The sequence below is a fragment of the Bacillus sp. JK106 genome (assembly GCF_053663355.1).
In genome coordinates this window covers 721,449-745,902 of the sequence record NZ_JBSJQC010000001.1, presented here as the reverse complement: position 1 = coordinate 745,902, position 24,454 = coordinate 721,449, and the positions used below count along the sequence as shown (strand labels likewise).

At 42.0% G+C, this 24,454-nt stretch carries 42 protein-coding genes and 1 other RNA gene; 3 read left to right on the top strand and 40 right to left on the bottom strand.

Going from position 1 to position 24,454, the window contains the following annotated elements; genetic code table 11:
* Positions 1-11 precede the first annotated feature (11 nt).
* The 35 genes from ACWJJS_RS03915 to ACWJJS_RS03745 form a co-directional block, all read right to left on the bottom strand.
* Positions 12-395: an HK97-gp10 family putative phage morphogenesis protein gene (locus ACWJJS_RS03915; protein ID WP_045510216.1), complete on the bottom strand. Its 384-nt coding sequence runs from the start codon at positions 393-395 to the stop codon at positions 12-14.
* Complete coding sequence (locus ACWJJS_RS03910) at positions 388-747, bottom strand: phage head closure protein (RefSeq protein WP_072177826.1); 360 nt, start codon at positions 745-747, stop codon at positions 388-390. Before ACWJJS_RS03910 ends, ACWJJS_RS03915 begins: the two co-directional genes overlap by 8 nt.
* On the bottom strand, positions 680-1,027 hold the full coding sequence (locus ACWJJS_RS03905) for a head-tail connector protein (protein ID WP_139885410.1): 348 nt from the start codon (positions 1,025-1,027) through the stop codon (positions 680-682). The genes ACWJJS_RS03910 and ACWJJS_RS03905 overlap by 68 nt, the downstream gene beginning before the upstream one ends.
* Positions 1,028-1,041: 14 nt before the next feature.
* Positions 1,042-1,587 (bottom strand): collagen-like domain-containing protein, encoded by a 546-nt coding sequence (locus ACWJJS_RS03900; protein WP_139885409.1) that lies wholly within the window; start codon positions 1,585-1,587, stop codon positions 1,042-1,044.
* A 27-nt stretch (positions 1,588-1,614) separates the two neighbouring features.
* Positions 1,615-1,929, bottom strand: coding sequence for a hypothetical protein (locus tag ACWJJS_RS03895; RefSeq protein ID WP_139885408.1), 315 nt, complete (start codon positions 1,927-1,929; stop codon positions 1,615-1,617).
* A gap of 11 nt (positions 1,930-1,940) precedes the next feature.
* Entirely contained in the window at positions 1,941-3,134 is a 1,194-nt protein-coding gene (locus tag ACWJJS_RS03890; RefSeq protein ID WP_139885407.1) for a phage major capsid protein, read from the bottom strand.
* A gap of 39 nt (positions 3,135-3,173) precedes the next feature.
* The gene (locus tag ACWJJS_RS03885) at positions 3,174-3,800 is read right to left on the bottom strand and encodes an HK97 family phage prohead protease (RefSeq protein WP_015968215.1); all 627 of its coding nucleotides are present in this window, start codon (positions 3,798-3,800) and stop codon (positions 3,174-3,176) included.
* Positions 3,790-5,040: a phage portal protein gene (locus ACWJJS_RS03880; protein ID WP_454023335.1), complete on the bottom strand. Its 1,251-nt coding sequence runs from the start codon at positions 5,038-5,040 to the stop codon at positions 3,790-3,792. The genes ACWJJS_RS03885 and ACWJJS_RS03880 overlap by 11 nt, the downstream gene beginning before the upstream one ends.
* Positions 5,041-5,287: 247 nt before the next feature.
* The gene (locus tag ACWJJS_RS03875) at positions 5,288-6,997 is read right to left on the bottom strand and encodes a terminase large subunit (RefSeq protein ID WP_024085421.1); all 1,710 of its coding nucleotides are present in this window, start codon (positions 6,995-6,997) and stop codon (positions 5,288-5,290) included.
* Positions 6,997-7,530, bottom strand: a complete 534-nt coding sequence (locus ACWJJS_RS03870; RefSeq protein ID WP_139885406.1) for a phage terminase small subunit P27 family — start codon at positions 7,528-7,530, stop codon at positions 6,997-6,999. The genes ACWJJS_RS03875 and ACWJJS_RS03870 overlap by 1 nt, the downstream gene beginning before the upstream one ends.
* Positions 7,531-7,616: 86 nt before the next feature.
* The gene (locus tag ACWJJS_RS03865; protein WP_257645415.1) at positions 7,617-7,952 is read right to left on the bottom strand and encodes a transglycosylase; all 336 of its coding nucleotides are present in this window, start codon (positions 7,950-7,952) and stop codon (positions 7,617-7,619) included.
* A complete protein-coding gene (locus tag ACWJJS_RS03860; RefSeq protein WP_139885404.1) occupies positions 7,912-8,286 on the bottom strand; it encodes an HNH endonuclease signature motif containing protein in 375 nt (124 codons plus the stop codon). Before ACWJJS_RS03860 ends, ACWJJS_RS03865 begins: the two co-directional genes overlap by 41 nt.
* A gap of 13 nt (positions 8,287-8,299) precedes the next feature.
* Complete coding sequence (locus ACWJJS_RS03855; protein WP_257645414.1) at positions 8,300-8,977, bottom strand: hypothetical protein; 678 nt, start codon at positions 8,975-8,977, stop codon at positions 8,300-8,302.
* A gap of 838 nt (positions 8,978-9,815) precedes the next feature.
* Positions 9,816-10,358, bottom strand: a complete 543-nt coding sequence (locus ACWJJS_RS03850; protein ID WP_017417279.1) for a site-specific integrase — start codon at positions 10,356-10,358, stop codon at positions 9,816-9,818.
* Positions 10,358-10,807, bottom strand: coding sequence for an ArpU family phage packaging/lysis transcriptional regulator (locus tag ACWJJS_RS03845; protein ID WP_340802320.1), 450 nt, complete (start codon positions 10,805-10,807; stop codon positions 10,358-10,360). Before ACWJJS_RS03845 ends, ACWJJS_RS03850 begins: the two co-directional genes overlap by 1 nt.
* A gap of 18 nt (positions 10,808-10,825) precedes the next feature.
* On the bottom strand, positions 10,826-11,041 hold the full coding sequence (locus tag ACWJJS_RS03840; RefSeq protein WP_099566814.1) for a hypothetical protein: 216 nt from the start codon (positions 11,039-11,041) through the stop codon (positions 10,826-10,828).
* A 105-nt stretch (positions 11,042-11,146) separates the two neighbouring features.
* Positions 11,147-11,581 carry a hypothetical protein gene (locus ACWJJS_RS03835; RefSeq protein ID WP_454023334.1) on the bottom strand — a complete coding sequence of 145 codons (435 nt, stop codon included), beginning with the start codon at positions 11,579-11,581 and terminating at the stop codon, positions 11,147-11,149.
* A 15-nt stretch (positions 11,582-11,596) separates the two neighbouring features.
* The gene (locus ACWJJS_RS03830; protein WP_454023333.1) at positions 11,597-11,788 is read right to left on the bottom strand and encodes a hypothetical protein; all 192 of its coding nucleotides are present in this window, start codon (positions 11,786-11,788) and stop codon (positions 11,597-11,599) included.
* A gap of 118 nt (positions 11,789-11,906) precedes the next feature.
* Positions 11,907-12,107, bottom strand: coding sequence for a hypothetical protein (locus ACWJJS_RS03825; protein ID WP_454023332.1), 201 nt, complete (start codon positions 12,105-12,107; stop codon positions 11,907-11,909).
* Between the two features lie 86 nt (positions 12,108-12,193).
* Positions 12,194-12,412, bottom strand: coding sequence for a hypothetical protein (locus ACWJJS_RS03820; protein WP_014418499.1), 219 nt, complete (start codon positions 12,410-12,412; stop codon positions 12,194-12,196).
* A 166-nt stretch (positions 12,413-12,578) separates the two neighbouring features.
* Entirely contained in the window at positions 12,579-12,797 is a 219-nt protein-coding gene (locus ACWJJS_RS03815; protein ID WP_454023387.1) for a hypothetical protein, read from the bottom strand.
* Complete coding sequence (locus tag ACWJJS_RS03810) at positions 12,797-13,159, bottom strand: hypothetical protein (RefSeq protein WP_454023331.1); 363 nt, start codon at positions 13,157-13,159, stop codon at positions 12,797-12,799. The genes ACWJJS_RS03815 and ACWJJS_RS03810 overlap by 1 nt, the downstream gene beginning before the upstream one ends.
* Positions 13,159-13,842 (bottom strand): dUTP diphosphatase, encoded by a 684-nt coding sequence (locus ACWJJS_RS03805; protein WP_454023330.1) that lies wholly within the window; start codon positions 13,840-13,842, stop codon positions 13,159-13,161. Before ACWJJS_RS03805 ends, ACWJJS_RS03810 begins: the two co-directional genes overlap by 1 nt.
* Before the next feature lie 249 nt (positions 13,843-14,091).
* Positions 14,092-14,229: a hypothetical protein gene (locus ACWJJS_RS03800; protein ID WP_454023329.1), complete on the bottom strand. Its 138-nt coding sequence runs from the start codon at positions 14,227-14,229 to the stop codon at positions 14,092-14,094.
* Positions 14,230-14,357: 128 nt separating this feature from the next.
* Positions 14,358-15,098, bottom strand: coding sequence for a hypothetical protein (locus tag ACWJJS_RS03795; RefSeq protein ID WP_454023328.1), 741 nt, complete (start codon positions 15,096-15,098; stop codon positions 14,358-14,360).
* Between the two features lie 95 nt (positions 15,099-15,193).
* Positions 15,194-15,451: a hypothetical protein gene (locus tag ACWJJS_RS03790; RefSeq protein WP_043867112.1), complete on the bottom strand. Its 258-nt coding sequence runs from the start codon at positions 15,449-15,451 to the stop codon at positions 15,194-15,196.
* On the bottom strand, positions 15,448-15,810 hold the full coding sequence (locus ACWJJS_RS03785; protein WP_454023327.1) for a hypothetical protein: 363 nt from the start codon (positions 15,808-15,810) through the stop codon (positions 15,448-15,450). Before ACWJJS_RS03785 ends, ACWJJS_RS03790 begins: the two co-directional genes overlap by 4 nt.
* A 140-nt stretch (positions 15,811-15,950) precedes the next feature.
* Entirely contained in the window at positions 15,951-16,154 is a 204-nt protein-coding gene (locus ACWJJS_RS03780; RefSeq protein ID WP_024085436.1) for an XtrA/YqaO family protein, read from the bottom strand.
* A 79-nt stretch (positions 16,155-16,233) separates the two neighbouring features.
* Entirely contained in the window at positions 16,234-16,389 is a 156-nt protein-coding gene (locus ACWJJS_RS03775; RefSeq protein ID WP_014721585.1) for a hypothetical protein, read from the bottom strand.
* A 12-nt stretch (positions 16,390-16,401) separates the two neighbouring features.
* Positions 16,402-16,542, bottom strand: coding sequence for a BH0509 family protein (locus tag ACWJJS_RS03770; RefSeq protein ID WP_015387918.1), 141 nt, complete (start codon positions 16,540-16,542; stop codon positions 16,402-16,404).
* 108 nt (positions 16,543-16,650) lie between these two features.
* Entirely contained in the window at positions 16,651-17,199 is a 549-nt protein-coding gene (locus tag ACWJJS_RS03765; RefSeq protein WP_102422279.1) for a hypothetical protein, read from the bottom strand.
* Positions 17,196-17,354, bottom strand: coding sequence for a DUF6906 family protein (locus ACWJJS_RS03760; protein WP_015387915.1), 159 nt, complete (start codon positions 17,352-17,354; stop codon positions 17,196-17,198). Before ACWJJS_RS03760 ends, ACWJJS_RS03765 begins: the two co-directional genes overlap by 4 nt.
* On the bottom strand, positions 17,351-17,500 hold the full coding sequence (locus tag ACWJJS_RS03755) for a hypothetical protein (protein ID WP_024085441.1): 150 nt from the start codon (positions 17,498-17,500) through the stop codon (positions 17,351-17,353). The genes ACWJJS_RS03760 and ACWJJS_RS03755 overlap by 4 nt, the downstream gene beginning before the upstream one ends.
* Positions 17,501-17,514: 14 nt before the next feature.
* A complete protein-coding gene (locus tag ACWJJS_RS03750; protein ID WP_031306578.1) occupies positions 17,515-18,348 on the bottom strand; it encodes an ATP-binding protein in 834 nt (277 codons plus the stop codon).
* On the bottom strand, positions 18,332-19,207 hold the full coding sequence (locus ACWJJS_RS03745; protein ID WP_139885396.1) for a phage replisome organizer N-terminal domain-containing protein: 876 nt from the start codon (positions 19,205-19,207) through the stop codon (positions 18,332-18,334). The genes ACWJJS_RS03750 and ACWJJS_RS03745 overlap by 17 nt, the downstream gene beginning before the upstream one ends.
* 79 nt (positions 19,208-19,286) lie before the next feature.
* Here ACWJJS_RS03745 and ACWJJS_RS03740 point away from each other — a divergent pair, with 79 nt between their 5' ends.
* The gene (locus tag ACWJJS_RS03740; RefSeq protein WP_257645412.1) at positions 19,287-19,412 is read left to right on the top strand and encodes a hypothetical protein; all 126 of its coding nucleotides are present in this window, start codon (positions 19,287-19,289) and stop codon (positions 19,410-19,412) included.
* A 20-nt stretch (positions 19,413-19,432) separates the two neighbouring features.
* On the opposite strand, the gene ACWJJS_RS03735 is transcribed toward ACWJJS_RS03740, so the two are convergent.
* Positions 19,433-19,624: a helix-turn-helix transcriptional regulator gene (locus ACWJJS_RS03735; RefSeq protein ID WP_139885394.1), complete on the bottom strand. Its 192-nt coding sequence runs from the start codon at positions 19,622-19,624 to the stop codon at positions 19,433-19,435.
* 37 nt (positions 19,625-19,661) lie between these two features.
* On the bottom strand, positions 19,662-19,874 hold the full coding sequence (locus tag ACWJJS_RS03730; protein ID WP_257645411.1) for a helix-turn-helix domain-containing protein: 213 nt from the start codon (positions 19,872-19,874) through the stop codon (positions 19,662-19,664).
* A 155-nt stretch (positions 19,875-20,029) separates the two neighbouring features.
* Here ACWJJS_RS03730 and ACWJJS_RS03725 point away from each other — a divergent pair, with 155 nt between their 5' ends.
* Positions 20,030-20,428, top strand: a complete 399-nt coding sequence (locus ACWJJS_RS03725; RefSeq protein WP_047936207.1) for a helix-turn-helix domain-containing protein — start codon at positions 20,030-20,032, stop codon at positions 20,426-20,428.
* A 427-nt stretch (positions 20,429-20,855) separates the two neighbouring features.
* Here ACWJJS_RS03725 and ACWJJS_RS03720 read toward each other — a convergent pair whose 3' ends face one another.
* Positions 20,856-21,956, bottom strand: coding sequence for an AimR family lysis-lysogeny pheromone receptor (locus tag ACWJJS_RS03720; protein ID WP_454023326.1), 1,101 nt, complete (start codon positions 21,954-21,956; stop codon positions 20,856-20,858).
* A 251-nt stretch (positions 21,957-22,207) separates the two neighbouring features.
* Here ACWJJS_RS03720 and ACWJJS_RS03715 point away from each other — a divergent pair, with 251 nt between their 5' ends.
* Entirely contained in the window at positions 22,208-23,269 is a 1,062-nt protein-coding gene (locus ACWJJS_RS03715; protein WP_454023325.1) for a tyrosine-type recombinase/integrase, read from the top strand.
* 73 nt (positions 23,270-23,342) lie between these two features.
* Here the strand turns inward: ACWJJS_RS03715 and ssrA are convergent.
* Together ssrA and smpB are read right to left on the bottom strand one after the other, a co-directional pair.
* Positions 23,343-23,705: a transfer-messenger RNA gene (gene ssrA / locus ACWJJS_RS03710) on the bottom strand.
* Positions 23,706-23,873: 168 nt separating this feature from the next.
* A complete protein-coding gene (smpB, locus tag ACWJJS_RS03705; RefSeq protein ID WP_003151688.1) occupies positions 23,874-24,344 on the bottom strand; it encodes an SsrA-binding protein in 471 nt (156 codons plus the stop codon).
* Positions 24,345-24,454 lie beyond the last annotated feature (110 nt).

Here is a 24,454-nt window from a genome sequence, read left to right as displayed (position 1 = left end):
AGGAGAGTAGGTCATTTGATCGGCGCTGTAAGTATTCGCTCCATTAATTCCACAGCAGCCCCCTCCCCTTCTTTTCCGCCTTTTTCTATGAACGGCTGCGGCGGCATTTTTGAGGTTCCCCACTCCAAGAACCTCCCCCGATACGCTACCTTTTTATTTGGACCAACGGCCACAAACCTCACTCCGTCCTTGGATTCTCTGACATTGGAGACTGTGACGTTGTCCTGCATATGAGGTTGTTTTTTATCACTCCGGTTAACGTGGGAGCGTTGCCGTTCAGCGATAATTTCACCGCCGGCCTTTAGAGCTACGGGTTCCACCTTTTCAACGTCTCCGCCGATTTTTTCAAAATACTGCGTTAGATCATCTATACCGTCAAAGCTCATATCAGCCATTGGTTCCCACCTCCTGACAAAGAATCTCAAGCTCTTCCTCTTGGTCTTCCGGATCATTTGTGTCCAAAATATCAAAAACGCGTTCCGTCTTATCTTTAGGAACGCGCTTAACAATCCGCATATTCGGTTTTATATCCTTCCGGTAACGCACCGTGATTTTTTTAGGGGTCTTGACTCCCAATGCTCCGGCAATCATAGTTTCGCTATTTCCGAGAGAGCCAGCCCCCTCTACAGCTCCCCAGACAGTGAATAAGTCCACATAGGTTGCATTCCAGTTACCTTCTTCATCCTGTGTCTCGGTTTTCTTTTGAAAGGTCAGACGGTGCCGGAGTTGGCTGATCTTTTTTCTCATTTTCTAGTTCCTCCACAGATACATAACGCAGCTGCGTCAATATATTTTCAGCAGTAAAAGGGATAGATAAGCCGGTTCCCCCGGACTCATATATCCCTTTGTTTTCATACCAATGTTGGACAAGCATTTGAAGCACCAGCTCAAATTGCGGGTGCCCTTCAATATACCGGCCTATCCCGTTGATAATATAGCTTTTGGCCGCCGCCATTTGATTCAAAAGCTGACGATCATCTTCTTCATGCTCGACTTTTAAATAATTTTTAATAGCCTCTAAATCCATTCAGGACACACCGCCTATTCTGTCGGTTCTTCTTCGGTTCCTTTCAAAGCAGCCAGGTCACTTTCAAGGTTATTCATTTTTTGTTTCAATTCATCAAGCACTTTTGTAATTTCGCTGTTTAGATGCTCCGGCATCACGCTGCCAGTTCCGATGTTTTTACTCCGGACGGATTTTTCTGCAAGCATTTCATACGTAATGCTGCTTTCTTCAATAACAGCCGGATCACCCTTGTCTCCTTTCTCACCTTGCGGGCCTTGCTCGCCAGTATCTCCCTTTGGTCCGGCCGGTCCCGGTTCACCCTGTGGCCCCTGTTCCCCGGGTTCCCCCTTATCGCCTTTTGATCCTTGCGGGCCGGGTTCCCCCGGTTCTCCTTGAGGACCTTGTTTACCGGTATCGCCTTTGTCTCCTTTCTCACCTTTTTCACCCTGCAGTCCTTTTACAAAAAGAGGATTTTCTTCGCTGTTTTCTTTGAGATAGACTGGCGTTATCGCCTTGCCGTCTTTTCCTTTTTCAGATGAAGTTTTGACTCCATTACTTTCATATAAATAATCTTCAGCCATCTGTAATCATCCTTTTCCTTTTATTTTTTATTCCGTTTTTCCGTCAGACTCAGAACCGGCAAGCTCTTTCAATTTATCTTCAATAGCCTTGAGACGATCTAAAACAGATGAATTTAAGTGTTCTTCCATTACACTGCCGGTGCCGATATTCCTGCTGCGGACCGACTTATCCGCCAGCATTTCATGGGTTACGCTTCCGGGTCCTGGTTCAGATTGGTTTCCGCCGTCTAAACTGACCTCTTGTCCATCTTTAATGACCTTGCCCCCGGCAATTTCTAAAACACCGCCGATGACGGTACGATTTCCCCCGTCGGTGGTGTAGTTTTTTGTTGAATAGCTCATATTATCTCTCCTTATTCAACCGTGATTTGTCCGAATACTACAGCATCCTCATCCCATTTACGGACATCTTCTCGTTCAATCCCTCTGACTTTTGTTGAATTTGTCTCAAATGCTCCTGCCCCTGTGTCTGTGGATGCAATTGACTGTTGTTCACGATCAAACAGAACAACCGCTTCTTTTAAATTCCCGATGATGAGAGGAGCTTTACCTTTTTGAGTTTTTAATACTCTGTTAGTAAAAGGCACGACAGGTCGTCCATCAAGCAACTTCTTTGTAGGATTGGTTGGGTCCGGCTGTAATAGGTATCTTCCTGTTCCATCTTTAAGCGTGTCTAACCAGTCATATCCGTCTTGGTTTGTCAGCACGATAGAACCCGGCGCCACCATCGGATCAAGCGTGACATTTAATGCTTTTTTAATACCATCCAAACCATCAATATCTACTTTTTTCAATGATGCAATTGCAGCCAAAATCAAATTGTTACGGGTAACAACTGATTTCTTTGCGAACCATTTTGCTACATATGTCATGATCGCTTGGTCAGAGTCATTCAACATTGAATTAGATAGAGTCATGATGCCACCATAATCTATGATTGAGTAGGATACTTTTGTGAATCTAGGCTGATCAATCTCAGGTAAATTCCCCAATTCCTCTACAGGTGAAAACGGCACCATATCAGCATTTTTCTCAAGTAAACGAGTTCCAGATCGAGTTGTGACAGGTTCAACGGTTACATATTGTTCCAACGGCTCAAACTGACGTTTAAATTCATGGATTTGCCTTCCAATATCCTCTGGGATCAAAATTCCGCCATCTTCATCATTTATACCGGACATCGCTCTAAATTCTGGACTATCCAGAAGGTCACGCTCTTCGTCGGTAAGTCTTTTGCCTCTCAATCCTTTAAGGAAAGCTTTGCTGTATTGCTGTTGCCTTTCCTCATTTCCTTGACCTTGTGAACGCTGCCCCTCTGGGTTGCGCTCTTGCTCGGGCACAAAGTTTACACCGCCCGGTAAATCCGGGACATCAAGTGAACGTCCTTCGGTCATCAATTCGATTTGATTTTTAAGCTGTTTCACTTCATCAAGCAATGCACGCGCTTCATCGGTATTGCCCTCCTGCAGTGCCTTGTCTGCTTGCTGCTTCTTTTCAGTAAACTGTTGTCTTAATGCGATTTCTTTTTTGCTCATTTGCATTGGCATAAAATCATTTCCTCCTTGTTTTCTGAACTAAAAAAGACCTTACTCCGGGAGTACAAGGCCTAATAGTTCCAATTCCATTTTTAACGCTTCATCTGATGAATTACGTCTTTCTTTCAGCTGCTCTACCTTTTCTAAACTGCGGGCACCTACAACCGCCTCAGTATCGCTGTAAGCAGGCGTAGTGACGAGCGAAATATCAAAAATACGATTGATTTTATTAATTCGTCGCTCGTAAATGTCCTCATCTTCATTGATACGCCATTCATCTGCCTCAGCATCCCCATAATCAAGTGAAAAAGCAAAGGAGCACTGATTGATCACACCGCTCCTGACATTCTCCATTAAATCACGCGCATATGACGTGTCTGAGGGCTTGAATCGGAATTTGAGGCCTATCCCATCTGTTTCTAATTCAAGGCGGCCAGTATCCCCGGAAACAGTATTTCTCGCTAAGGGGAAATCTTGCTGATGGTTGAAAAGGGCGATGACGTTAGACATGTCAGCTGAGTCAAGAGCTGTTCTGCTGATTATCTCTTTAAACCAGCCCAAACGTTCTGACCATTTTTCGAATTTGAGAGCGTACCCTTCGATATATTCACTCTGCCCTTCACCTTCGGAACGCAGTTCAATCGGCGTCGTCAGATGCCGCACCTCTTTATCCTTCATTCTTGTTGTCACCCCCCTTCATGGCGCCGCCAGCTTTAAGCCGCTGATATTCTTCCACAAAATCGAGGAACACATAGTTTAAGCTGGAGATATATTTATCGCCGTTTTCAATAGGGTTGCGCTCAAGTAATTCTCTGATTTCGTCTTTATTCAGCACTCCTGTTTCATGAAGTGTTTTCAAATACTCCGCTTGCGTCTTACTGTCGCCGCGCAGCTCGCTATCTATATTGAATTTCACGTAATGGCCGCTTTTCTGATCGTGATCTAAGAACAATTTAACGTTTAGTTCTTGTTCAAAATTCACAATCCACGGCTGCAGCGTGTTTCTGACATATTCAATGGACTGATGCTCAATATTTGAAAATGTCGCTTTATCCAATTCGTTCAGCTTATGCAACGGCACTTTATAAATCATGGAAATCTGTGCTTTGTTAAACTTCATAGACTCAACAAATTGAGCTTCTTGCAGAGGCATGGAAATAGATTGATATTCCAGTCCGTTATCTATAATGGCGATATTTTCACCTTGATTCACCCGTTTCCACTCTTTGCGCACGTTCTCTTTTGGTTTTTCATCCAGGAACGCCGGAACTTTCAATATCCCCCGAGGAGTTGCCTCGTTCTTGTACAGTTTGGCGTTATATTTTGTGGCAGCCGCTTGCGCCCCGATATGCTCCCGCACAACGCCAATAGGTGATTTACCATGTATTCCGTCAGTCGAAAGCCCTTTAAAATGCAGTACCTCGTAGTCATATAATTCAATGGCTTTCCCGTTTAACACAGTTTGATACCACAGCATGCCTGTTGTTGGATGAACGTAAGCATTCGTGTAATCAGGGCGCAAGGGAAAGAGCGCTTCCGGATAACCATGTGGTCCGAATTGAATATAGGAATATGCATTCCCCCAAGTCAGAACATGAGTCATCATGAGCTTTTTCCATGTGAAAGCTGTCATGTAAGGATTCGGCCGAGCATAAACAGCATGCGCGGATATGTGCTCGGGTTTCCGCTCAATGCCGCCGTCCGTTCTTTTATATGTGTGAATCGGCAGTTTCGCAATGTCATCCGATAATACATTGACACATGCAAATATGTCCGGCTGCACAAGTGAGTTGCTTTCACTCACTCTTTCGCCGCTTGCTGTTTTCCGGCCGCCGAACATGTTTAATAAAATGTTGTTAAAACCATCTTCATGATCTGACGAGCCAGAACGTTTCTCAAACATTCGTTCAAGCAGCATTTATATCACCTCGCTTTCTTTGATATGAGGTATGCATAAAACATTAAAAAGACACCCGTCAGAATCAGACCGATGTTGGTGCTCCATCTATAGACAGCTGTCAGGATAAAGGCGGCTCCCGCCATAAACAGCAGATCATTTATTATCAAGCAGAAAAAAGAAAGCAGGGCTTTCAAATACTTGGGGTGAAAAAACCACTTAAAAGAAGCTTTGATCTTTTTCCTGACTTTTTTCATTTTCTCACATCCTAAAAACTGAAATTCCCAGAGCCGAAGTGATTATTTAAATCTACTCTATGGTTTGTGTCGTGATACATCGCTCTGGCGTAAGCATTTATAACAGCCGCAATAGGGTCGATTCTCTGCGGTGATTTTGCTTTATCCAACATGATATTCTCTTGCGGGTCCATTTTCGTAATTGCGTTATTAATTGCCCATGTTAAAACCGGATCATCGCCATGCACGACTTTCCTTTCAAATACCTTTTCTCGAAAGCTTTTTGTAGGTAATGAAAGATGATTGATTCTCTGCGGCAGTTCCACCATTGTATGCCCTTTTGATTCAAGCCGCTGCGCTAAATGAAGAGCATTCCACTTGTCATATGCTGTCTCTTGTAGCCGAAAACGGTTTTTATGAATAAATTCAATGATCCATTGTTCAACTAATTGATAGTCAACTGCTTCGCCAGATGTATAAGTGATAAATCCCATCTCTCTCCACAAATCATATGGCACTTTATCCGTCGCCATTTTTTCTTTGGCTCGGGCTTCAGGCATAAAGGAATGTTGACCGACATAGAAAAAGCCGTCTTGCATGGCCACATATCCAACGGAGGTTAAGTCTGTTGTCATTGATAAATCAAGGCCCAAATAAACGGGCAGTCCTTGCAGATCAGGAATTTCCCCGCTGCAAGCGCGCCATTTTGTCATCTTCATATAACCATTGTCCTTCTGGTCAACCCATCGATTCATATTTTTGGTGAGGAAACTGCGCATCTTTTCAGGCACTTCAAGAGCCACTTTTAAAGCAGAACGTAATGACTCCATCCCCTCGGGGTATGTTGCCACAATCGGATTCGCCTTGATCCAGTTTGATTCATCTTTTATGTCATCTTCCGGGTCCAGTTCACAGATCATAACAAAATAATCATCATTCTCCGTGTCAATGTCTGGATCAAGAATTTTACTCGTATATTGATATTCCTTAAAGCATGGCCGCTCCATGTTGAAACCCGCTGTCGTAATAACAGCCATTAACGGACTGCGCCGAGCGACCATCCCGCTGTCCAGGACATCGTAAATCTCACTTGTTTCATGTGCGTGGTATTCATCCACAATTCCCAATGATGGGTTTTTACCATCCCCGAGCTTCCGGGCCTCACGGGAAAGAGGCTGGATAATGGAGTTTGTTTTATATTTTTTCACGCGGCCATTAGCAGAGGTGTATTTCCCTTTGAGTATCGGCGCGTGATGCAGCTGCTCAAGAATTGCTTGATATACTTCATCTGATTGTTCGCGGGACCAGCCTGCGATAAATACCCGGTGTTTTTCTTGTGTCGGGAAAATCTCATATGACGCTATTAAAGCTAAAAATTGCGATTTCGCATTTTTACGTGCCAGCTGGATATAAGCTTTCCGGAACCGGCGGGCGCCATTTTCTTTTTTATAGAATCCGTATATATTGGCCGCAATAAAAAGCTGAAAGTCTGTTAGTTCAATCGGCTGCCCTGCAAGTATACCTTCGACATGATTAAATTGCCGCGACCATTCATAAAAATCTACAACAGCTTCAGCATCAAAGTAATAAGGGCAGTCATCTTCTGCGAGCCGGTCAACATCTTTAAAAAATCGCTCTACAGCCCATTTTTGCTTTTTGCCTGCCTTAATTTCCCCGGAACGAATTTTCTCAGCATATGACCAAACCCGCTCAATGAGAATTTCAGCAGTTATCTCTTGCATTACACGCGGCCCCCGAACCGTTCTTCCTCTTTAGTTTTCTGTTTTCCGTCATCTTTTTTCGGGATGACAAGTTTACAACGAGAGGAAATGGTTAACCCCAAATCACTGGAAGCTTGCCTGCATTGTTTAAAAAGCTTGTCCTGATTGATTAAAAGATCGGAATAGTCATCATTCGGAACAATTTTTTCTTCTTCCCCTATTACATTTCCGTCATCATCCAATTTTCTAATGATCACTGTTTTCATTGGTCCTCGTTCAAGCAAGTGCTCCGTTACTTGCAGATATAATTTTCGAGCAAACAAAAAACGGGCGAGCGCATCAACATCTAAATTAGTCATAATTCCGATGTTTTTAAGCTCATCCGCTATCTTTTTAAACTCTCTTTTTAAGTCTTTTGGCAAATATGATGGAGCTTTCACTTTGTCGCTCGGCGCCTTTATTTCTTGTTCCCTGCGTTCCTCAATCTCTTGCTTTGTCAAGTTTTTCTTGCCTTTATAAAGTAACAAGTCCACAGGTTGACGCGGTCTGGCCATTCCCTCACCTCCTTCCGATTTTTCATTTAGGGAATTTATCAAAATGGGGAGGGGAGCGCGGTCTCCGGCAAACGTCCTCTAGGGATTTAAGGGTGGGGGGTCTCCATCTCCTTCTTGAGCTGGCTCATGGCTGCTTGAATTTCGATTTGTGCTGCTTCTATTTTCTTTGAATATAGATCGACAGCTGATTCCTTTTTCATATTACGACGCAAAGCAAATATCTTTCTTATTCTGTGCTGCATTCGCCTGATGTCCTCGTTCGTATAGAAGGATGTATACTCAGCCTTGCAGCGTGGACACTTGATATAATGCTCTTTGACTCCGTTGTCGTGCTTCCTGATCTTTGAACAGCCTTTGATAAGCAGTCTGGTCATACATTGATCACACACGCACGTTTGATGTTCTGTTTCCAAATCCTCCATCCTCCTTTGCCGTCTTCCGGCTATGACACGGCCCGCAGAGAGGCTGCCAGTTGCCCGAGTCCCAGAATAGTTTTTTGTCGCCTTTATGCGGAACGATATGATCGACAACTGTCGCCGGGGTTCTTCTGCCTTGCATTAAGCAGGCGGCACATAACGGATGCTTGGACAGGTAGCCAGCGCGCGACTGCCTCCACTTGCTGTTATACCCCCGTTTGGCAGCAGACTCCCGGTATTGATCATAGGCCGGCTTGATTCGCTTATGCTGTTCACAGTAGCCCTCTCGCGTCAGGCTAGGACAGCCGGGTTCATTGCAGGGCTTTAAAGCTTTCTTCATGATTGAATACCCCCTAACTATAAGCCCTTTCACCAAATGCAATTTCCTTTGTATCGACAGTCAACATCCCGTTGATCTCCTTGCCATGCTTGATACGAATATAGGTCGAACCAATTTTATCTGATTCCTCAAACATCCGGCCGTCTGCCGTCCGCCATTCAAAATCAACCGCAACGCGATCAATAATCTTTTCCCCCTTATAGAAAATGCGCGGCACGGAGTCAATCTCATCAAGTTCAATTTTTAGCAAAGGCGTTTCGAAAATTTTCTCGACTGTCAGGCTACTTAAATCTCCTTTTGGAGTAGCTGGATCAAAGCCTGCTACAGTTGTAGCATATTCATTAACATCTTGATATTCGTTGAGAAACCCCGATACTCCATGACATTTAGTTTTCAATTCTTCAATAGTTCTTTTTGGTACTCCCTCATCACATAAAAGTATTAGAGGCAATGCGTCAATGTAGGTAACTTCTGCATCCCCTAATATATGAACGTGTGGGTATCTTTTTAAATAATCTCTTTTTAGTCTTTCCGGGACAATTACAGAAAGTTGGTTTATTTCTGCGAATAACATCAATGCTTTTGTTTTTCCTAGCCTCCGCTGCCTCTCGTTCGTAACAATCATTTCTCCTTTCGCGTGTGCTTCTTTAAGTAACTCAAAGATGGTTCTATTTGCTAATTCCAATTTCATTTACATCGCTCCCTTTTGACAATTAAAAAAGCGCCCTCCCACTTGGGAAAGCGCTTGGTATATTCTTTCTAAACTGCCCCCGCACTCAAGCCGCTAACCGCCGATTGTCTATCCTGAGATTTACCGGACGCAGTTTACAGAGAACATAAAAAAGCGACCCCGCTCATCAGCAGTGCCGCTCCATTGATTTATTACCTATTACCATAATACCTTATCTAAAACAAAATGGTGTGCCGTTATCGTGCCATCTTTCTGCCAAAATCTTTTTAGTACATTCCTTTTTGCTCTGCCGCAGTCATCCCGCTCACCCCTTCATTACTTGGTATCGTTCTATCAAACCATGCCTTTTTCTTCTAACGCTGAACCTGTTGCGCCTCTACTCATGCTGCTCACCTCCTGTAACACGATGATACCACGAAAAACTTCCAATTTTTCTATTTATCCCACAATCTACAAATGATCATGTTCGATTCTAATTAGGTCCTCTTCAACGTCAGTCGTTTTGCATGCTGGACATACATAGCGATAAAGACTATATGTCATTTCTTCATGTGCAACGAGCAGCTTCATTTCAGTAATTGGGTTGCACTTCGGACAACGTTTCACTTCGCAACAACCTCCCTCGTATCTTTTTAATGATACCACGAGAAACGGACAAGATTTTCCACATAACCCAATTAATCATAACTTATATTGTGTCCAATTCCCCGAATCGCTGAATCCTTTGCCACCACTATGTTTAATTCATTTCTCTAAAATGAGTTTGACATTTTCTCAATATGGTTTATTCATAAGAAAAGGCATAAAAAAAGCCCGTCTGTTTTTTAAACAGATGAGCTTATAAGCTGAATGCATCCATTGTTTGATCCATGGTGTCTTGAGTAATTCCGATGTATCTGAGCGTAATGTCAGGGCTTGAATGATTAAATATCTCCTGTAGCAAGGCAACGTCTTTAAATTTCTTATAGTGCCAGTATCCGAAGGTTTTTCTCATTGTATGGGTCCCGATACCATCAAGACCAACATAATCAGCCGCTTCCCTTAAAATATTATATGCCATACTGCGGCTTATCGGTTTATTTAGTCCCTCGCGGCTTTTAAATAAGAATTCTTGATCGTCCTTGTCCTTGATATAATCGGCAAAAGCCTTCCTTAATGCTTTATTGATTTTGATTCGCTTTTGTTTACTGGTCTTTTGCTCCCGCAGGTCGATATACATGCGCTTCACGTCCCTAACCCTTAAAAGCCGCAAGTCTGATATACGCAGACCTGAATTAATTCCGGCCACAAAAAGAAGGTGATTCCGTTCGCTCCGTTCTTTCAGGTACTTTTTAATATAATAAATCTGATCTAAATCCCTTATAGGTTGAACAAAATTCATTACGACGCGCCCCCATCCTTATAGACTTCCGCACGAAGGGCAAAGGCCAACCGGTAAAACGCTTTTGCTTTCGTCCGGTAGTAGCTGCGCTGGCTGATTCTCATTTCTGCATAGACTTCATAATCATACATCTCTTCATTCTGCATGTAGAGCATGACAAGAATTTGCCGCTCCTTTTGAGAAAGCCGGTTAACCGCTCTTTGCATTCTCTTTAAAAACCGTTCTCTTTCAATCTCCCAATCCATGCGTTTTAATGCTGCGTCTTCTGTGGAGGAATGAAATTCATTCGAAAAACTGGGAGGGACAAGGCTATATGTTGCGGTCACTTTCGGCAAAAAATCTTCCGGCACTTGTAGCAAGTACATGCGATATTTTTCGAGCAGCTCTTCTGCCTTCGTTTTCGTTGCTTCTTCGTCAATTTGAGGTATGTTCAGTGTCATTTGATTCATCAAAAATCCCTCCTGTTATTATTTCTGTCTAAAAGCTCCGCCACGGCCTCTTTTGTATGTCGGTCTGTTTACCCCCATTAGGTCTTCTAAATCGCGCTTACTGAGCTTCTGAGACTTTTTAGATGGCTTTAAACAACGTTCTTTATTAACAATCGGCTTAGGTTTGGGTAAACGCGTTCCGAATTTTCTTAGGTTTTCCCCTAGTTCTTCACACGCCCGTTGCATTGTTTTCATCCTTTAACCTCCATTCAAATAAAAACGGACACCAATCAGAGCACAGTGATTCTGTGCAATGATCAGTGTCCGCAGGCTCTCCGTCTTGGACATATTGATTTTTGATTACTTCACGTAAAATTTAGCTGATTCAAATGTTCCGATGTAGTTCCGCTTGCCGGAATCAGAATAGCAGTCAAGCTGAATGACATAGGTTCCTTTCCCGGTCTTATTCCGGATCGTTTTCACGTTAAATGATTTCAGAGGGGTTGCCGTTTTGAAGCTGCCCCGCTGTACTAAATTCGTATCAATCAGCCCGCCGCCGCTGCGCTTCTTGTATACGCCGGCCGTGTAATAAAGAGTGCTTGAGCCTTTTTTCTCGGCTTTCCAGTCCACCGTTGAGGCGCCGGCCGTGTAAGTCGCGGCATCCGTAAACACCCGGCCGCTGTACCCGGATTCGTTTTGCCAGCCGGACCATGCTGCGGAAGCAGACGGCGCAACGGCCGCCGCTCCCGTAAGTAATACTGCCGATAGAATGATTGATTTGAATATTTTTTTCATGATTGTTCATCCCCTTCATTCAACAATTTCTAAATTTTTTATAATTTTCTTTAGAACTTCGATATGCGTTTTGTTAAATTCGAAGATGTGTGCCTCTGTTGACGAATCATACAAGTCAACTAAATGACCATCGGTACATATCTCTAAACGCTTAGAATGCCTATCGCTTATTTCTAAACTGTTAATATCCGAAAGCTCTTTACTCATTCCGCGTCCTCCAATACTTCACCCGGAATCATAGTCCCGCACTCCGGGCATTCGTAAATGTCCATATGCCATAGTTCTAATTCACTTTCGCAGCAGCTAGGGCAAAGAATATCTTCCATCACTCCGCGCCCTCCTTAACCTGTTTCATCCTGCCCGTGAATGATTCTTCGTTCCGCAGATAATTACGGGCACTTGCGTAACTCGGAAACCAAAGATAGGTTTTTTGACCAAGAACATCAACAGTTAGATCAAAGGTTCCGTCCGCTATTTTCTCTATGGTGTATGTGCAATTTCCTTCTTTTGCCGTCCACTTCTTCACTCCGCGCCCCCCTCAATAATTTCTCCACCAGACTATAAACGCCCAAAACAGGAACAGGAAGAATATGACTCCAATTATCCCATCATTCATTCCGCGTCCTCCCAATGTCCATGCTTTCTCATAATGTCCGTTACCTCGTTGATATAGGGTTCATCCTGGTTGATGACGGCATAATTATTAAACTTTTTCCCTTCGGCTTCTCTGCATACGTTAATCTTTTCGATGGACGTCCATAAAAGGAGCTGTTCTTCAATAGTTAAATGATCTTTGATGTCATCCATTTTCAAAACGATGAATTTACTCATTCCGCGTCCACCTTCATTATTTCTTCCAGTAAGCTTAAATCATCAGAATCTATCGCAAGATTTTGTTCTCCACAAAAAGGGCAATAAATTTCGGACGTGCTGGCAGGCCTTTCTAAGAATGTCCATTCCTCGCAGTCGTCGCAATGGTATCCGATCAATGTTCCATTCACTTTTGGCATTCCGTGTCCACCTTCTTCCGCCGCATCGAATTCACAAGCGTTTGAATTTCTTTCGTGATCCGCTCGGCCTCTTTTGCGCCTTGATCTATCACATTGAGTCTGTTTCGCTTTCTGTAAATCACCGCGTCATGCATGACGTTGTTAACCTGTTCGCTCAATTCATCAAACAGATTGAAAAGTTGAATGGATTTATCTTTGTATGCCATCACTCCGCGCCCTCCTTTTTAAGATTAAAACCTAATAAAAATGCGGTGGAGTAAATCGCTTGAGCTGAATTAAGGTTCATATAGTAATCGCCCATATCTTCTATGGATTCGGAAGCAGGCGGATTATTTTTCAAATTGTTATATGTCGCTTGTAGTGTCTCTTCTTTTCTGTCTAAATTCTGAATAGCCGCTTCCAGATAGACTGCCTGGTCAAGAGTTTCTTCAAGTGCGTGCTGCAACCAGCCGCGTATGTCATAGGTGTTAACTTGAACGGGCCGGCCGTACTTGGCAAGCCCCTTTTCCTGTTGTGCGTTTAGTTTGCTGATGACGGCTGAAATGATCGGGTTGTCAGTGTGATTCATCAATACCCCTCCTGCTGCCGCTGATGATTGACGGCGTTTTTGTCCATGTAAGCCGCTTCGATTTGCTCCCATTTAAATCCGAGCTTGCTGCCTAATTCAAAGAAAGTCGTAAATAAACTGATATATGTCCGCTCTTCTACATTGCTGAAATGGAATCCGTAAGCAATGGATAGCAAGCAAGAGAATGTTTTTGCTGTATCAAACCCTTTTTCAGAAATTAAATGCTGCACGACTACACCATCTATGGTGTCAGTGTCATTCCAGCCAAGCCGGTTCCCGATGCTCAAGATAAAATGCAGGCAGTCCACGTATTCCTCAAGTAGTGGGTTTTTATCACGAAAAGCCGTTACATAAGCCGCATTGCAAACAGGACATATTTCATAATCCGGATCTAATAAGTGTTTAAAATCATCTTTGTTTACATATTTTCCGCAATAGTGATTTTCACATCGGAAAAAGGATGCATTTTCAGGAGTCGCTCCAACAGTTGTTGATAATTTTGTTCTTGGCTTTTGATTATTACTCCAATGCTTAAAGCCGCGCCATTCATTCGCACACTCGGCCAGTTCCACTTGTAGAGCAAGAATGAGATTCGGTAGCAAGTCCTGCCCCTCAAGCCCCTTTTCTTTGATGATCCGATCATCAAGCACCTTTTGCATTTCAAACATTTTTTGTAGATTCATTGTCCGCTCTCCTTTGATCTAATTGTGCACCGTGTTTTACAATCCTTGCTAACCTGTTGCAATTCAGCAGTGAAACAGTCAAGGCAAATATTTTCTTGTTTTCGATGATCGCCAGTGTTTTGTTTTAGCTTTTTAATGTCTGATCGCAAAGCAAACCTTAAAGGCTTTTCAAAGATAGGTGCAGTATTTTCATGGGTATCTAATCCGCACGTTTCACAACATAAGCTTTCCATAATGATTTCCGCTCCCTTATTTCCGCCCACCGACGGTATTTTGTAGAAATTCATGCACATGACACATCAGCAGCATGCCGCCTGTTTCCGGTCCGTGCTTTTCACGGAAGACAGCCAATGCTTGTTCTAAAGCCTGCCTGTAATCCTGTTTCACGCTATTTCCTCCTCAGCGCCCATGGTGCGGCCACAATGCGGGCAGCGTGCATCAGCGCGGATTTCTAAATCAAGTTTTTTATAATCGCAGTCCGGGCAATGGTATTCGATCATGATATTCCCATCCTTTTAGAAACTTGGTTCCGGTTCTTTTTCTGGCGTAACTGCATCATTTTCCCATTCAATATCAAGGATTATCCCCACGCCGTTTTGTGATAATCTCATGAGAAGAATTTCAAATTCGTTCAGATGTCTGAGAGATTTCAAGTCGTGAACTGAGTTGTATCTTAAATCCCATTCCTTATCTGTTCCGTTCTTATAAAAGGAAATCGGTATTTCAAAGTTCATTTCTTCGTCATGATCACACTCAAATAAAATCGTTGCATGCTCAAACGAACTCCAACTTCTATCCTCGTTCCGTTCAACATTTACAGATACCTCAACCGCTTCATATTCAGGTCTATCGTCAAATTCTACTTCCAGTTCGTCAGTCTCAACGTTTTTTGCAACATAGTTCATCCATTCTGCGAAGAGGTCAGACAGTTTGATTGTTTTTTCTGTCTCTCCCGACATCAATTCCTTGAAATTGTTTAGTAGGTTTCGGTTTTCTATTGTTGTATTTTGTAATACTCCGACCAGCACATGATCAAGCTTTGTGATGTAATCCGAGTAATCATAGTTTTCTAAGTATGGGACGATGACGCTTTTTAGTTTGCTTTTGATAATCTCGGTCACATCACCATAGCTTGAGAATAAATGTTCAAGCGCTTTTGAAATTCCTTTTTCTAGTTGTTCTGCGACCAGTTTTTCAACCATTCCTTCTTCCATTTGTTTTGCGATTACATCTTTGATATTTGTTTCAAGATTCATTTTGATTTCCTCCTAATTTGTTTTTATACTTGTAAAGTTGATCATGTGTTCACTTAAACAGGTATTGAAGAGGTTTTCCTAAACCGGTTATGCTGTCACCCCATTAATCCCGGCAGGACAGCGACAGCGAAGAAGAAAAGCCCCACGCATGCCCCGACCAGCCAGATATTTGTTTTATCCCGTTTAGCGATAATGGTATGGTCGCCGATCATTTTTAGATCGTCAGACCGAGCGACAAGCGTCGGGATGTAATCCGGGTGAACCTTTAAAAGCTCGGCCGCCTGCTCGACGGTCATTGCTTCGTCCTTCGTGGCCTTCACGTTCCGTTGCAGTTCTACTTGTAGTGGCATCATTCCGCAGCCCCCTCCCATTCAACAGGAAACTGACCGTTTAAGGCCTTCTTTACCACTCCGAAAGGGTCGTCCTCTTCATCGGTGAATGTAGCAAGCAACCTTCTGAAATTGTCATTCTCGTATTTAAGCCGCTTAATCTCTTCTTGAGCCTGCCGAAACTGAATGACCGTGACATCCTGCTGGCGCTGGTGTTCCCGATTCATAGCCTGTTGCATGATTAATTCTTCCGCGAGCTTTTCGGCTGCTGCTTCTAAAGAAATTTGCTCAGGTGTACTGGCTGGCGTTTTTGAAAGGGCGCAAATGTAAGAGCCGGTATATAAAACCTCACCTTTTGACAAATTGATTTTGAATTCTTTCATGCCCGGGCCTCCCGGTCTAAAAGACATGTTTTGCATACAACCCATTGAGCTGAATAATATATTTTTCCGCAGCGTTCACACTTGCGGGCAATTTCGTTTTGATACATTTTCCGTTCCTCCCCCGCAGGGGAAAGCCCCTGCTAATTGAATTTATGGCCGATCTCGTAATCACAACGAGCCAGACCGCCTTTTACTGTTTGAATGATTGTTTTACCGTGTTCGGGTGCCTCGACGACATACGCGGCGTTTTGGTTGCCGTCTAACACGATGACAGACACCTTCCCCGGCTCAATAAATTGAGAAACACTTGTATTTTGATTGAGTGATATATGTTTTGGCTGCATGTTCAAAGCCTCCGTATGGTATAATAAAAGTGTCTAGGTTTTATTATTCATACGGTGGCGGTTGCTTTAGCGGCCGTCCTTACATCCAATAGTTTGACGGGAATAGTTGTATGCCAACCTTTGGTTTTTCCGTCGAAATGATTGGGTGTTTTTTTATATACTCAAGGCGTTCTTCTTCGCTCATCACCCGCGTTGTGACTTCGCCGTGCCGACGCAAGTTTTTGTTTTCTGTCATGGTGCTGTCCTCCTATTCTTTGTTCATGCCTTTGATTTGAAGATTATATAAGCGCTCAAGCTCTTCATCTGTCTGGCGGTTTAAAAAATCTCTGCCATAAGAGCCGATAAGCAAAAGCCATTCCATTAAATGCTTTCGTTCTGCCTGTCCCAAACGTCTGCCACTCCCTTCATAATCAGCATTTGTAAAGCCGCGTTCCGTACCTCCGGGGCGCAGTCTTCATAACGCACGATGACCATAAGTTGCTGGACCGTTGCTTTTTCAAAATGGAAGTTTTTGCTTGTTGCGTTCATCTTCTGACGCTTCCTTTCCGAGCAAGCCGGATTCCCGAGGCTCAATGAGGTCTCTTTTTGCTTGGTCGATGATAAGGAATAACGTTTCATCTTCATTCCGTTTCAGCTCTTTTGCTATGTTGAGATAAGACTCATCTGCCGCCCATAGCTCCCGGAAACGCCTGATTTCACTGTCATAAAACATGAAGTTTAGCTCCTGAAAAGGGATATACACCGGGCTTTCTTCAAACAAATAGCGTAGTCGGTACATTTTATCTTTCATCGTTTTCTCGGATATTCTAATTCTTTTGTTAGCGCGTAAGCCGTTTTTACGGGCGGGCAGGATGTTTTTTCTTGCAAAGTCCATGACCAGCAAAATGATTTCATCTGAATCCCTGTTTAATAATTCCGACATATCAAGAATTGATTTCCCATCGTGCCAGTATTGAACGACCTTTTTTAGCTGGACCATTGACCATTCATAATTCATATCTTCCAAAGCCAGTTCGAACCGTTCGGTATTGACCGCCTGACTCATGCCCAGCACCTCCGGACCGTTCCTGTATTCCGATGAACGATAATAAGCCGGTGTTCATGCTGCAGATTTTTGCTTACAAGCCAGTTATTTGGGTTTAAGCCGTTTGCCTTAATGACATTTTTCTGTGCGCGCGTCGGGCGCTTCCCGTGTTTCACACTGCATTCCCCCTAAAGTTCTGATAGTCTGCTATTTTTTGATCAAGAACCTTGATAAGCTCGTCTATTTCTTTTTTGCGCTGGTCATCCGTTAATTTGCGTTCAGGGACGATCTGCAGCACGCCGGGCATGATTGCCTGTATCAACTGTTTTCACCTCCTTAAAAGGACAGGGCGGGCGCAGTACGGCCTTTTCTTTCCTTCTGCTTCTCTTCGAATTTGACTGTTTCCAGGTGTGCCGTGAGCCGGCTTACGACTTTCTTGTCATAAAGTTTAGTCAGAGCCACGCCGGATAGATTAGTTGTAACGATCGTGAATTTGCCTTGTCGCCCCGTAGAGACGCCGTACCATACGCGATGAATAAAATCATTTGCCGCCCTGTTTTCGTTGTCTGTGTCGCCCACCTCGGCCCCGAGATCGTCAATGACAAGATAATCAACCCTTGTCAGCAGTTCGATCGCAAAAGCTTCCGTAAGCCTTTCAGAGCTGTCCTTGAATGAGTTCTTTATTCGCCTCATAAGGGCGTCACTGTTTACAAACAACGCTGATTTAGCGTATCCTTCTGCGTCCCTCTTGTTCAGCTCTTTAATGGCTGACATAGCGAGATGGCTTTTTCCTGCGTTAGATTCACCCGTTAAGAAGATATTCATGACGGCTCCTGCCTTCACTTGCTTAACAAGCTCCATCATCCGGCGCTTGTTCCGCTCGTCTTCATGGTTATAACTTTGGAATGTCGAGAACGTCGCTTCTTTGAGTGTGGGATCAGCGATTAGTGAATACATAGATAAAACCTTTTGATCCATCCGGCGGCGCCATTCCTCGGTTTCATGCTCAATCTCCTTATTGCGCTGTTCCCGTTCGCACATGGGACACTTTGCAGAGCCATCCCGCAGTTTAATGAACTGCACTGGATACGGCTTTTCTTCTCCCCCGATTATCCGGGTGTGTTTGTCACAGAAAACGGGATTGCCGTGCTCGTCAGTAAGGAATGTCATCCTGCGAGATATTTCGCCCTGGACTGCGGCCGCTTGTTCCTTTGTAAAATCCTTCATTCGCTGATCCTCCTTTTTGATTTAGGTAAGATTCAAATTTTGTACCGAACAATGTTTCAGGACGTAAATATCTATTCATAGCAGGATCATTGAGCCATTCCTCAGTTTTTACTAGAATGACATGTTTAAAATCTTCAAAGCGAAAACCTTCGTTCCAGCGTGCCTTGATGTCTTTTTTTGTTCTTGGTGTAGTAGGTCGGTACCGTTTACCCGCTACTTTGTTCAGCAGATCAATGATCAGTGTGTAAGGAATTTCGTCCTTTTCGTTTTTGGAAGAAGATGCGTCGTCGGGTTTACCCGACAATATATCTTTTAATTCTTCTTCTTTCTTCTTTCTTCTTTCTTCTTCTTGTTCGTTACCTTGCGTTACTGTAACGTTACCTGTAACGTTACTAGGTTGAGAAAGCTGTAAAGCCTTTTGTTTTTCCCGATATTTAGCAACTCTTTTGCGGGTATCTTCCCTGATTTTATCCATTGCATCTACGTTTTGATGTTTTTCCCAATTGCAAATACTGATATAATTCTGATCGTTAATCTCAATCATTCCGAACCGTCTGAATGTATCCAAGGCCATTCTTACAACCCCCAACGGCCGCGAGAAAATAGCTGCAAGCATTTCGTCAGTATACGGAACATTTTCACTAAGAAAGATGTAACCGGAGGCGTTGGTCTTACCAGCTTGAGCGAGTAATTTCACCCATATAATTAACAATGTGTCAGCTTCAGGCATCTGTTCAATAAGTTTGATTTTTTCATCATCAAACATATGAGTACTGAGCTTTACAAATTTAATTTCGCCCATCCAACTCACCCCCTTCTGACTTGGTCAAAGGCCATACAGACCGTTTTCCGTTTACGATTACAGAGCCGAGGAGATTATCTTGACGATTGTTTGCAACTACAACCCCGCCAAGGCCTACCAATTTATCCACGGCTTTTTGGTGTACAGAAGCAGATTCACTGATAATGACCTGAAACTGATTATCCAGCCATATTTGACTAACTAAAAACAACTCTTGCGACCCCCTTATGATTTCTGAAATAACTCATCCAAGGAGCGACCAAAGTAATCGGCTAATTTTCGGCCCTCTGTAATGGTAAAATCAGCCATCCCCTTTTCTTTTCTGCAATAGGTTTGCTTTGTGATATTTAGATATTGAGCAATATCATTTTGTGATTTTCGATTTTCTTTGCGAGCGATAAAAAGATTCAGATACAAAATTATTACCTCCCCCTCTAAAATATACCTGACAGGACTATTGATATTCAAAAAAAATTCTTACACATAACTTTTTTTCCATTTGTTCAATAGCCTTTAACGTTGGATTTGCTTTCCCGCTCTCTATACGAGAGATATAAGAAGCAGTAAAACCAAGTAATTGAGCAAAATCATTTTGTGTCATTTTACGTTTTTTTCTTAATTCCTTAATCATTTGTCCAAGTTCATTAAGACGAAATATTTCAATCACACCCTTTTTAATTCCTGTCAGGTATATTTGTAGATTACCACAGAGGAATTTTTTATACAAGAGTTTTCCAAAAAAAAATTTCTTGTGAGGAATACCCTGTGATATAATTACCTATAGGTAAGAGGGTTATTTTTTAAAAAAAGCGGGTGTTTGTTATGGAAAATCTAAAATTAGGGGAAGCTATACGTCGCCTTAGAAAAGAGAAGAAGAGAACCATAGAAGAAATGGCTGCTTCAATAGGAATTACGCAAAGTTATCTTTCGCGAATTGAAAGAAATATACAACAACCATCAATGCAGGTTATAGAAAATATCGCTGATTATTTAGGCGTTCATAAATCATACTTGTTTTTTGATGAAGAGAGTTTGAAAAAATATTCAGAACCTGAAAAGCAACTTCTTGCTCAAAAGAGTATCACGATAGATGACCTTAAAAAGTTAAATATTGTTCATGATAACGGAAGTAAAATTACAGAAGAAGAATTACAAATGGTTATAAACTATTTGAAAGAATTAAGGGAATTAAAAGAACGGCATTTGAAAGACCTAGATTAACCAACTTTAAGTTTTTTTGTGTCTGCATTTTTCTCCTTTTCAATTTCCTTTTTCAAATTCCCGATGATGTTTTCAAATGAAATGTGCATGATGTTTCCCCTTTCAAAAAAGAACGCTTGTTCCTATTATATTTAATATCAATTTCAAAATAAACACTTTTTCAAGAATTTCCTGTTTTCGTTTTTTTTGAAAACAGGAAATATCCCCGAAAAGTACGAAAGACGTTGCCCGTTACGGCAGCGTCTTTTTTTAAAAGATTATATACTTTTCAGGTGGCAATGATTTATGCTCCTACTCTAATCTCGGCAGTTTGAAATTCGCCATTTGCTGTATGAGTAAAACTCAAATTGGTATAAGAAAGAGCCAGTATACCGAACACTAGGGATAGAGTTAATAGCATTTTTCTCATTTGCAACACCTCCTGATACTAAATATTAAAATTAAATCCTAATTTTATCAAGTGTATTTTTGGAAGTGTTGCTCTAAATTGGTCTTGTTGCTGTGAAAAAAAATAAAGAGATAACAGTAGTTTCTCCGATGATGCCTCTTCCTTACCATCAAACAATAAAGCATATTTTTTGTAAGTATCATGTTTATAAAATTTATTAAGGGCTTTCTTTTCTGCCAATGCTTTTGCAAATTTAGTGACACGAAAATCCTCTGATATTTCTTTGTCCCAGTAACACTGAAGAATTGCTATTTCTTCTTTGTTCTGAATTAATTCGTCTTCTCTGTCAGGGAATTTCCCGAGCAACTTTATGACTTCCATGTAGTAGTGATAGGAAGCAGAATAGGATTCGTAAACATATGATAATGCCAATATGTATAACGCCGTCATATTTAGATTGACACTAAGATTCTTTTCCAAAAGCGAGTGAGCTACTTCTCTCGCCTTATTAACATTGTTTTTCTGCTTCAAGTAGATGTTAACTAGAACTTCTTCAACGCGGGCAGAATAAGCCAGTTTTAAGAATGGATCGCCCAATTCAGAAATCAAGATTTTAATAGTTTCTATTTGATATAGAGTTATCTCAAATCTGCCATTATAAAAATTACTGTACATCTCCAAGATATATAGTAACACCTTTGTTTCATCCGAATTTGACTTTAACTCTTTGAGGCTTTCGATATACTCTATATTTCCATCAGATAACCGAAAGTTAAGGATAAATCTATAAATTTTTGACCATAAGTCAGCTTTTCCATCTCTAGAAATCTGATTTTTAATCAACGATTCAACGACCGAAAAAAGCCGTTTTGCGTAACAGTATTCCAAAGCAGAAGCATAATTTTTCTTCTTCACTCCACTTAAACAATGCCGTTTCATCAATTCCGTTTCATTCTCCGGGTCAAGATACCTTACGATCTCTCGAACCATCCAAAAATTTATTTCTTTTCCACTGAGAAATTTACTCAAATACCCTTCACTTATTCCGATTTTAGCAGCTATCAAATTCTGCTTTTCGTCGGATGATTTAATCATTTCTTTTAGATGAACTCTTATATCTCTAGCTGTAATTGTTCCCATATGATCACCTTTTCAACTCAAATTTAACATAATCACAAAGAGAAATTTGTCGAACGGTGGCGATAAAATTTAGAATTTTGCAATATTTCAAAAGAAAAAAATACTTCCTATACTTAATTATACCATATATGTAATTAAAAGTATAAGTATTCATACCTTTTTGGCATGATATTTTACCCCTATTCTTTTCAAAGATTCAAACCCATGCTATCTTAATATTATGAAATCGGGGTAAGAAAGGATGATATGCCTTGCCTGTATACAAAGACAAAAAAACGAACACATACTTTTTCACTACTCGTGTACAACGCGAGGACGGCAGTGTAAAGCAGGCTAGAAAACGCGGCTTCAAAACAAAAAAAGCAGCAAAAGAGGCAGAAGCCAAGTTCCTAATTGAAATAGATGATTCCTCTGACCTAACGTTCAAAGAGGCAGCCGAGAGTTATTTCACTTGGTATAGAGGACGGCGTAAAGAGTCGTCTATCAACGTTATAAAGAACATTCTCTTTAATCATTTAATTAATGAGTTTGGCAATTCGAAGTTAGATTCAATTACGCCAAAAAAAGTTATGTTGTATCAGAGTAAAATCATTGATAAATATTCACCAGACTTCTTAAAGAAGATTCATACAACACTATCAGCCGTGTTTAACTTTTCTATAAAATTTCATGGTGCAAAAAACAACCCAGCAAAAGTTGCTGGAAATTTTGAAATGGAAGTAAATAAACGATTGAATTATTGGGAATTTGATGAATTCCAGAAGTTTATATCTGTGGTTGACGATGAATTATATAAAGCCTTTTTCTCGACTCTGTACTTTAGCGGAACAAGAAAAGGTGAGCTGTTGGCATTGAATTGGGCCGATGTGGATTTTGAAAATGGTTTGATTGACATCAATAAGACCGAGTACAACCGGATCATAACAACACCTAAAACAAAATCATCTATAAGGGTCATTTTAATGCCTGAAAAAGTCATGGAGCTATTAAAGAACATAAAAAAAAGCGCTGAAAAGTTAGCGCCGGTTAAACCTGATTATAGGGTTTTTGGTTCGTTTTATGACAGTATCGCAACAAGTACAATAGATAGACGGTACGAGAAATATTTAAAGCTGTCTGGTGTCAAAAGAATCCTCATTCATGAATTTAGACACTCTCACGCATCATATTTGATTCATAAAAGGTGCAATCCTCTTGTCATTGCTCAGAGGTTAGGACATAAAAATGTGGCAGAAACATTAAACACATATAGTCACCTCTACCCCTCTGCACAGAGGGAAATGGTTGAGCTTATGAACAAAGAAATTTTTTAAAATGTTGCCAAAATGTTGCCACGCTGTTACCGGGGGCGTTGAAACCCTTGATAACAGCGTGGTTTGGCGTTATGTATGGAGACGGTGGGAGTCGAACCCACGTCCAGAAACATCGATTACTTAAGCGTCTACGAGCGTAGCCTGCATATTTCGTGTTTCACTCGTCTTCATGCCTGCGGGCGGGCCTTCCGAGAGCTAGTCTGTCAGTCTCTTCTTACGTTCTCAGACGGGAACGCAAGCGTAGCCTACTTGGATGTGCTCTTCACGGACACATAGGCAATGTCAGGAAGAGCTCGCTGCGTTTATTAGGCAGCTAGTGCTAAGTTTTGGTTAAAACTTTTAGTTTTGCCAGTTATATTTAGGTGCGTGTTAACGAGATCGCCTCTCGGCTCGCAGCTCAAGCTCGATCCATCCCTGTCGAATCCGTAACGTCCCCTTGTTAAGGGTATACGGGAGATCTATCAAGCTCTTGCTCAACTGGCTGTACTGTTATTATACCATGATCACAGGCAAATTCAATTGGGAATATCTTCAATAAACAGCCTGTGAATCTGATGTGTGAACAGTATAGCACAGGGCATATCATCACATCAAGGCTCAGGCATCAGAAGCCTTTTTGTCTGTCTCTGAACGCTCTTTCGATTTCTCTTTTGGCGTCTTTTCGTTTTAAATCTTCACGTTTATCGTATGTTTTCTTCCCTTTTCCGAGGCCGATTAATACTTTGGCGAAGCCGTTTTTCAAGTACAGCTTCAGCGGCACGAGGGAATAGCCTTTCTCTTTCGTCAGGCCGATCAGCTTATTGATTTCTTTCCGGTGCATCAAAAGCTTTCTCGTCCGGAGCGGGTCGTGGTTATAGCGGTTTCCCTGCTCGTACGGGCTGATGTGCATGTTGTGGAGGAACACTTCGCCGCGCTCGATTTTCGCAAAGGAATCCTTCATGTTTACGCGGCCGGCGCGGATGGACTTAATCTCCGTTCCCTGCAGCACGATGCCTGTTTCATAGGTTTCTTCTATAAAGTAATCATGGTTTGCTTTTTTGTTTTGCGATAATACTTTGCCTGATCCTTTTGGCATGCCTTATCCTCCTCTCTCCGCAAAAACCGTTCATGTGTGCGATACGCTTTATTTTAGCAAATGGATCGTTCCGCGACAATGAAAATGCGGCTTGCGAAAGAAAGCAAACA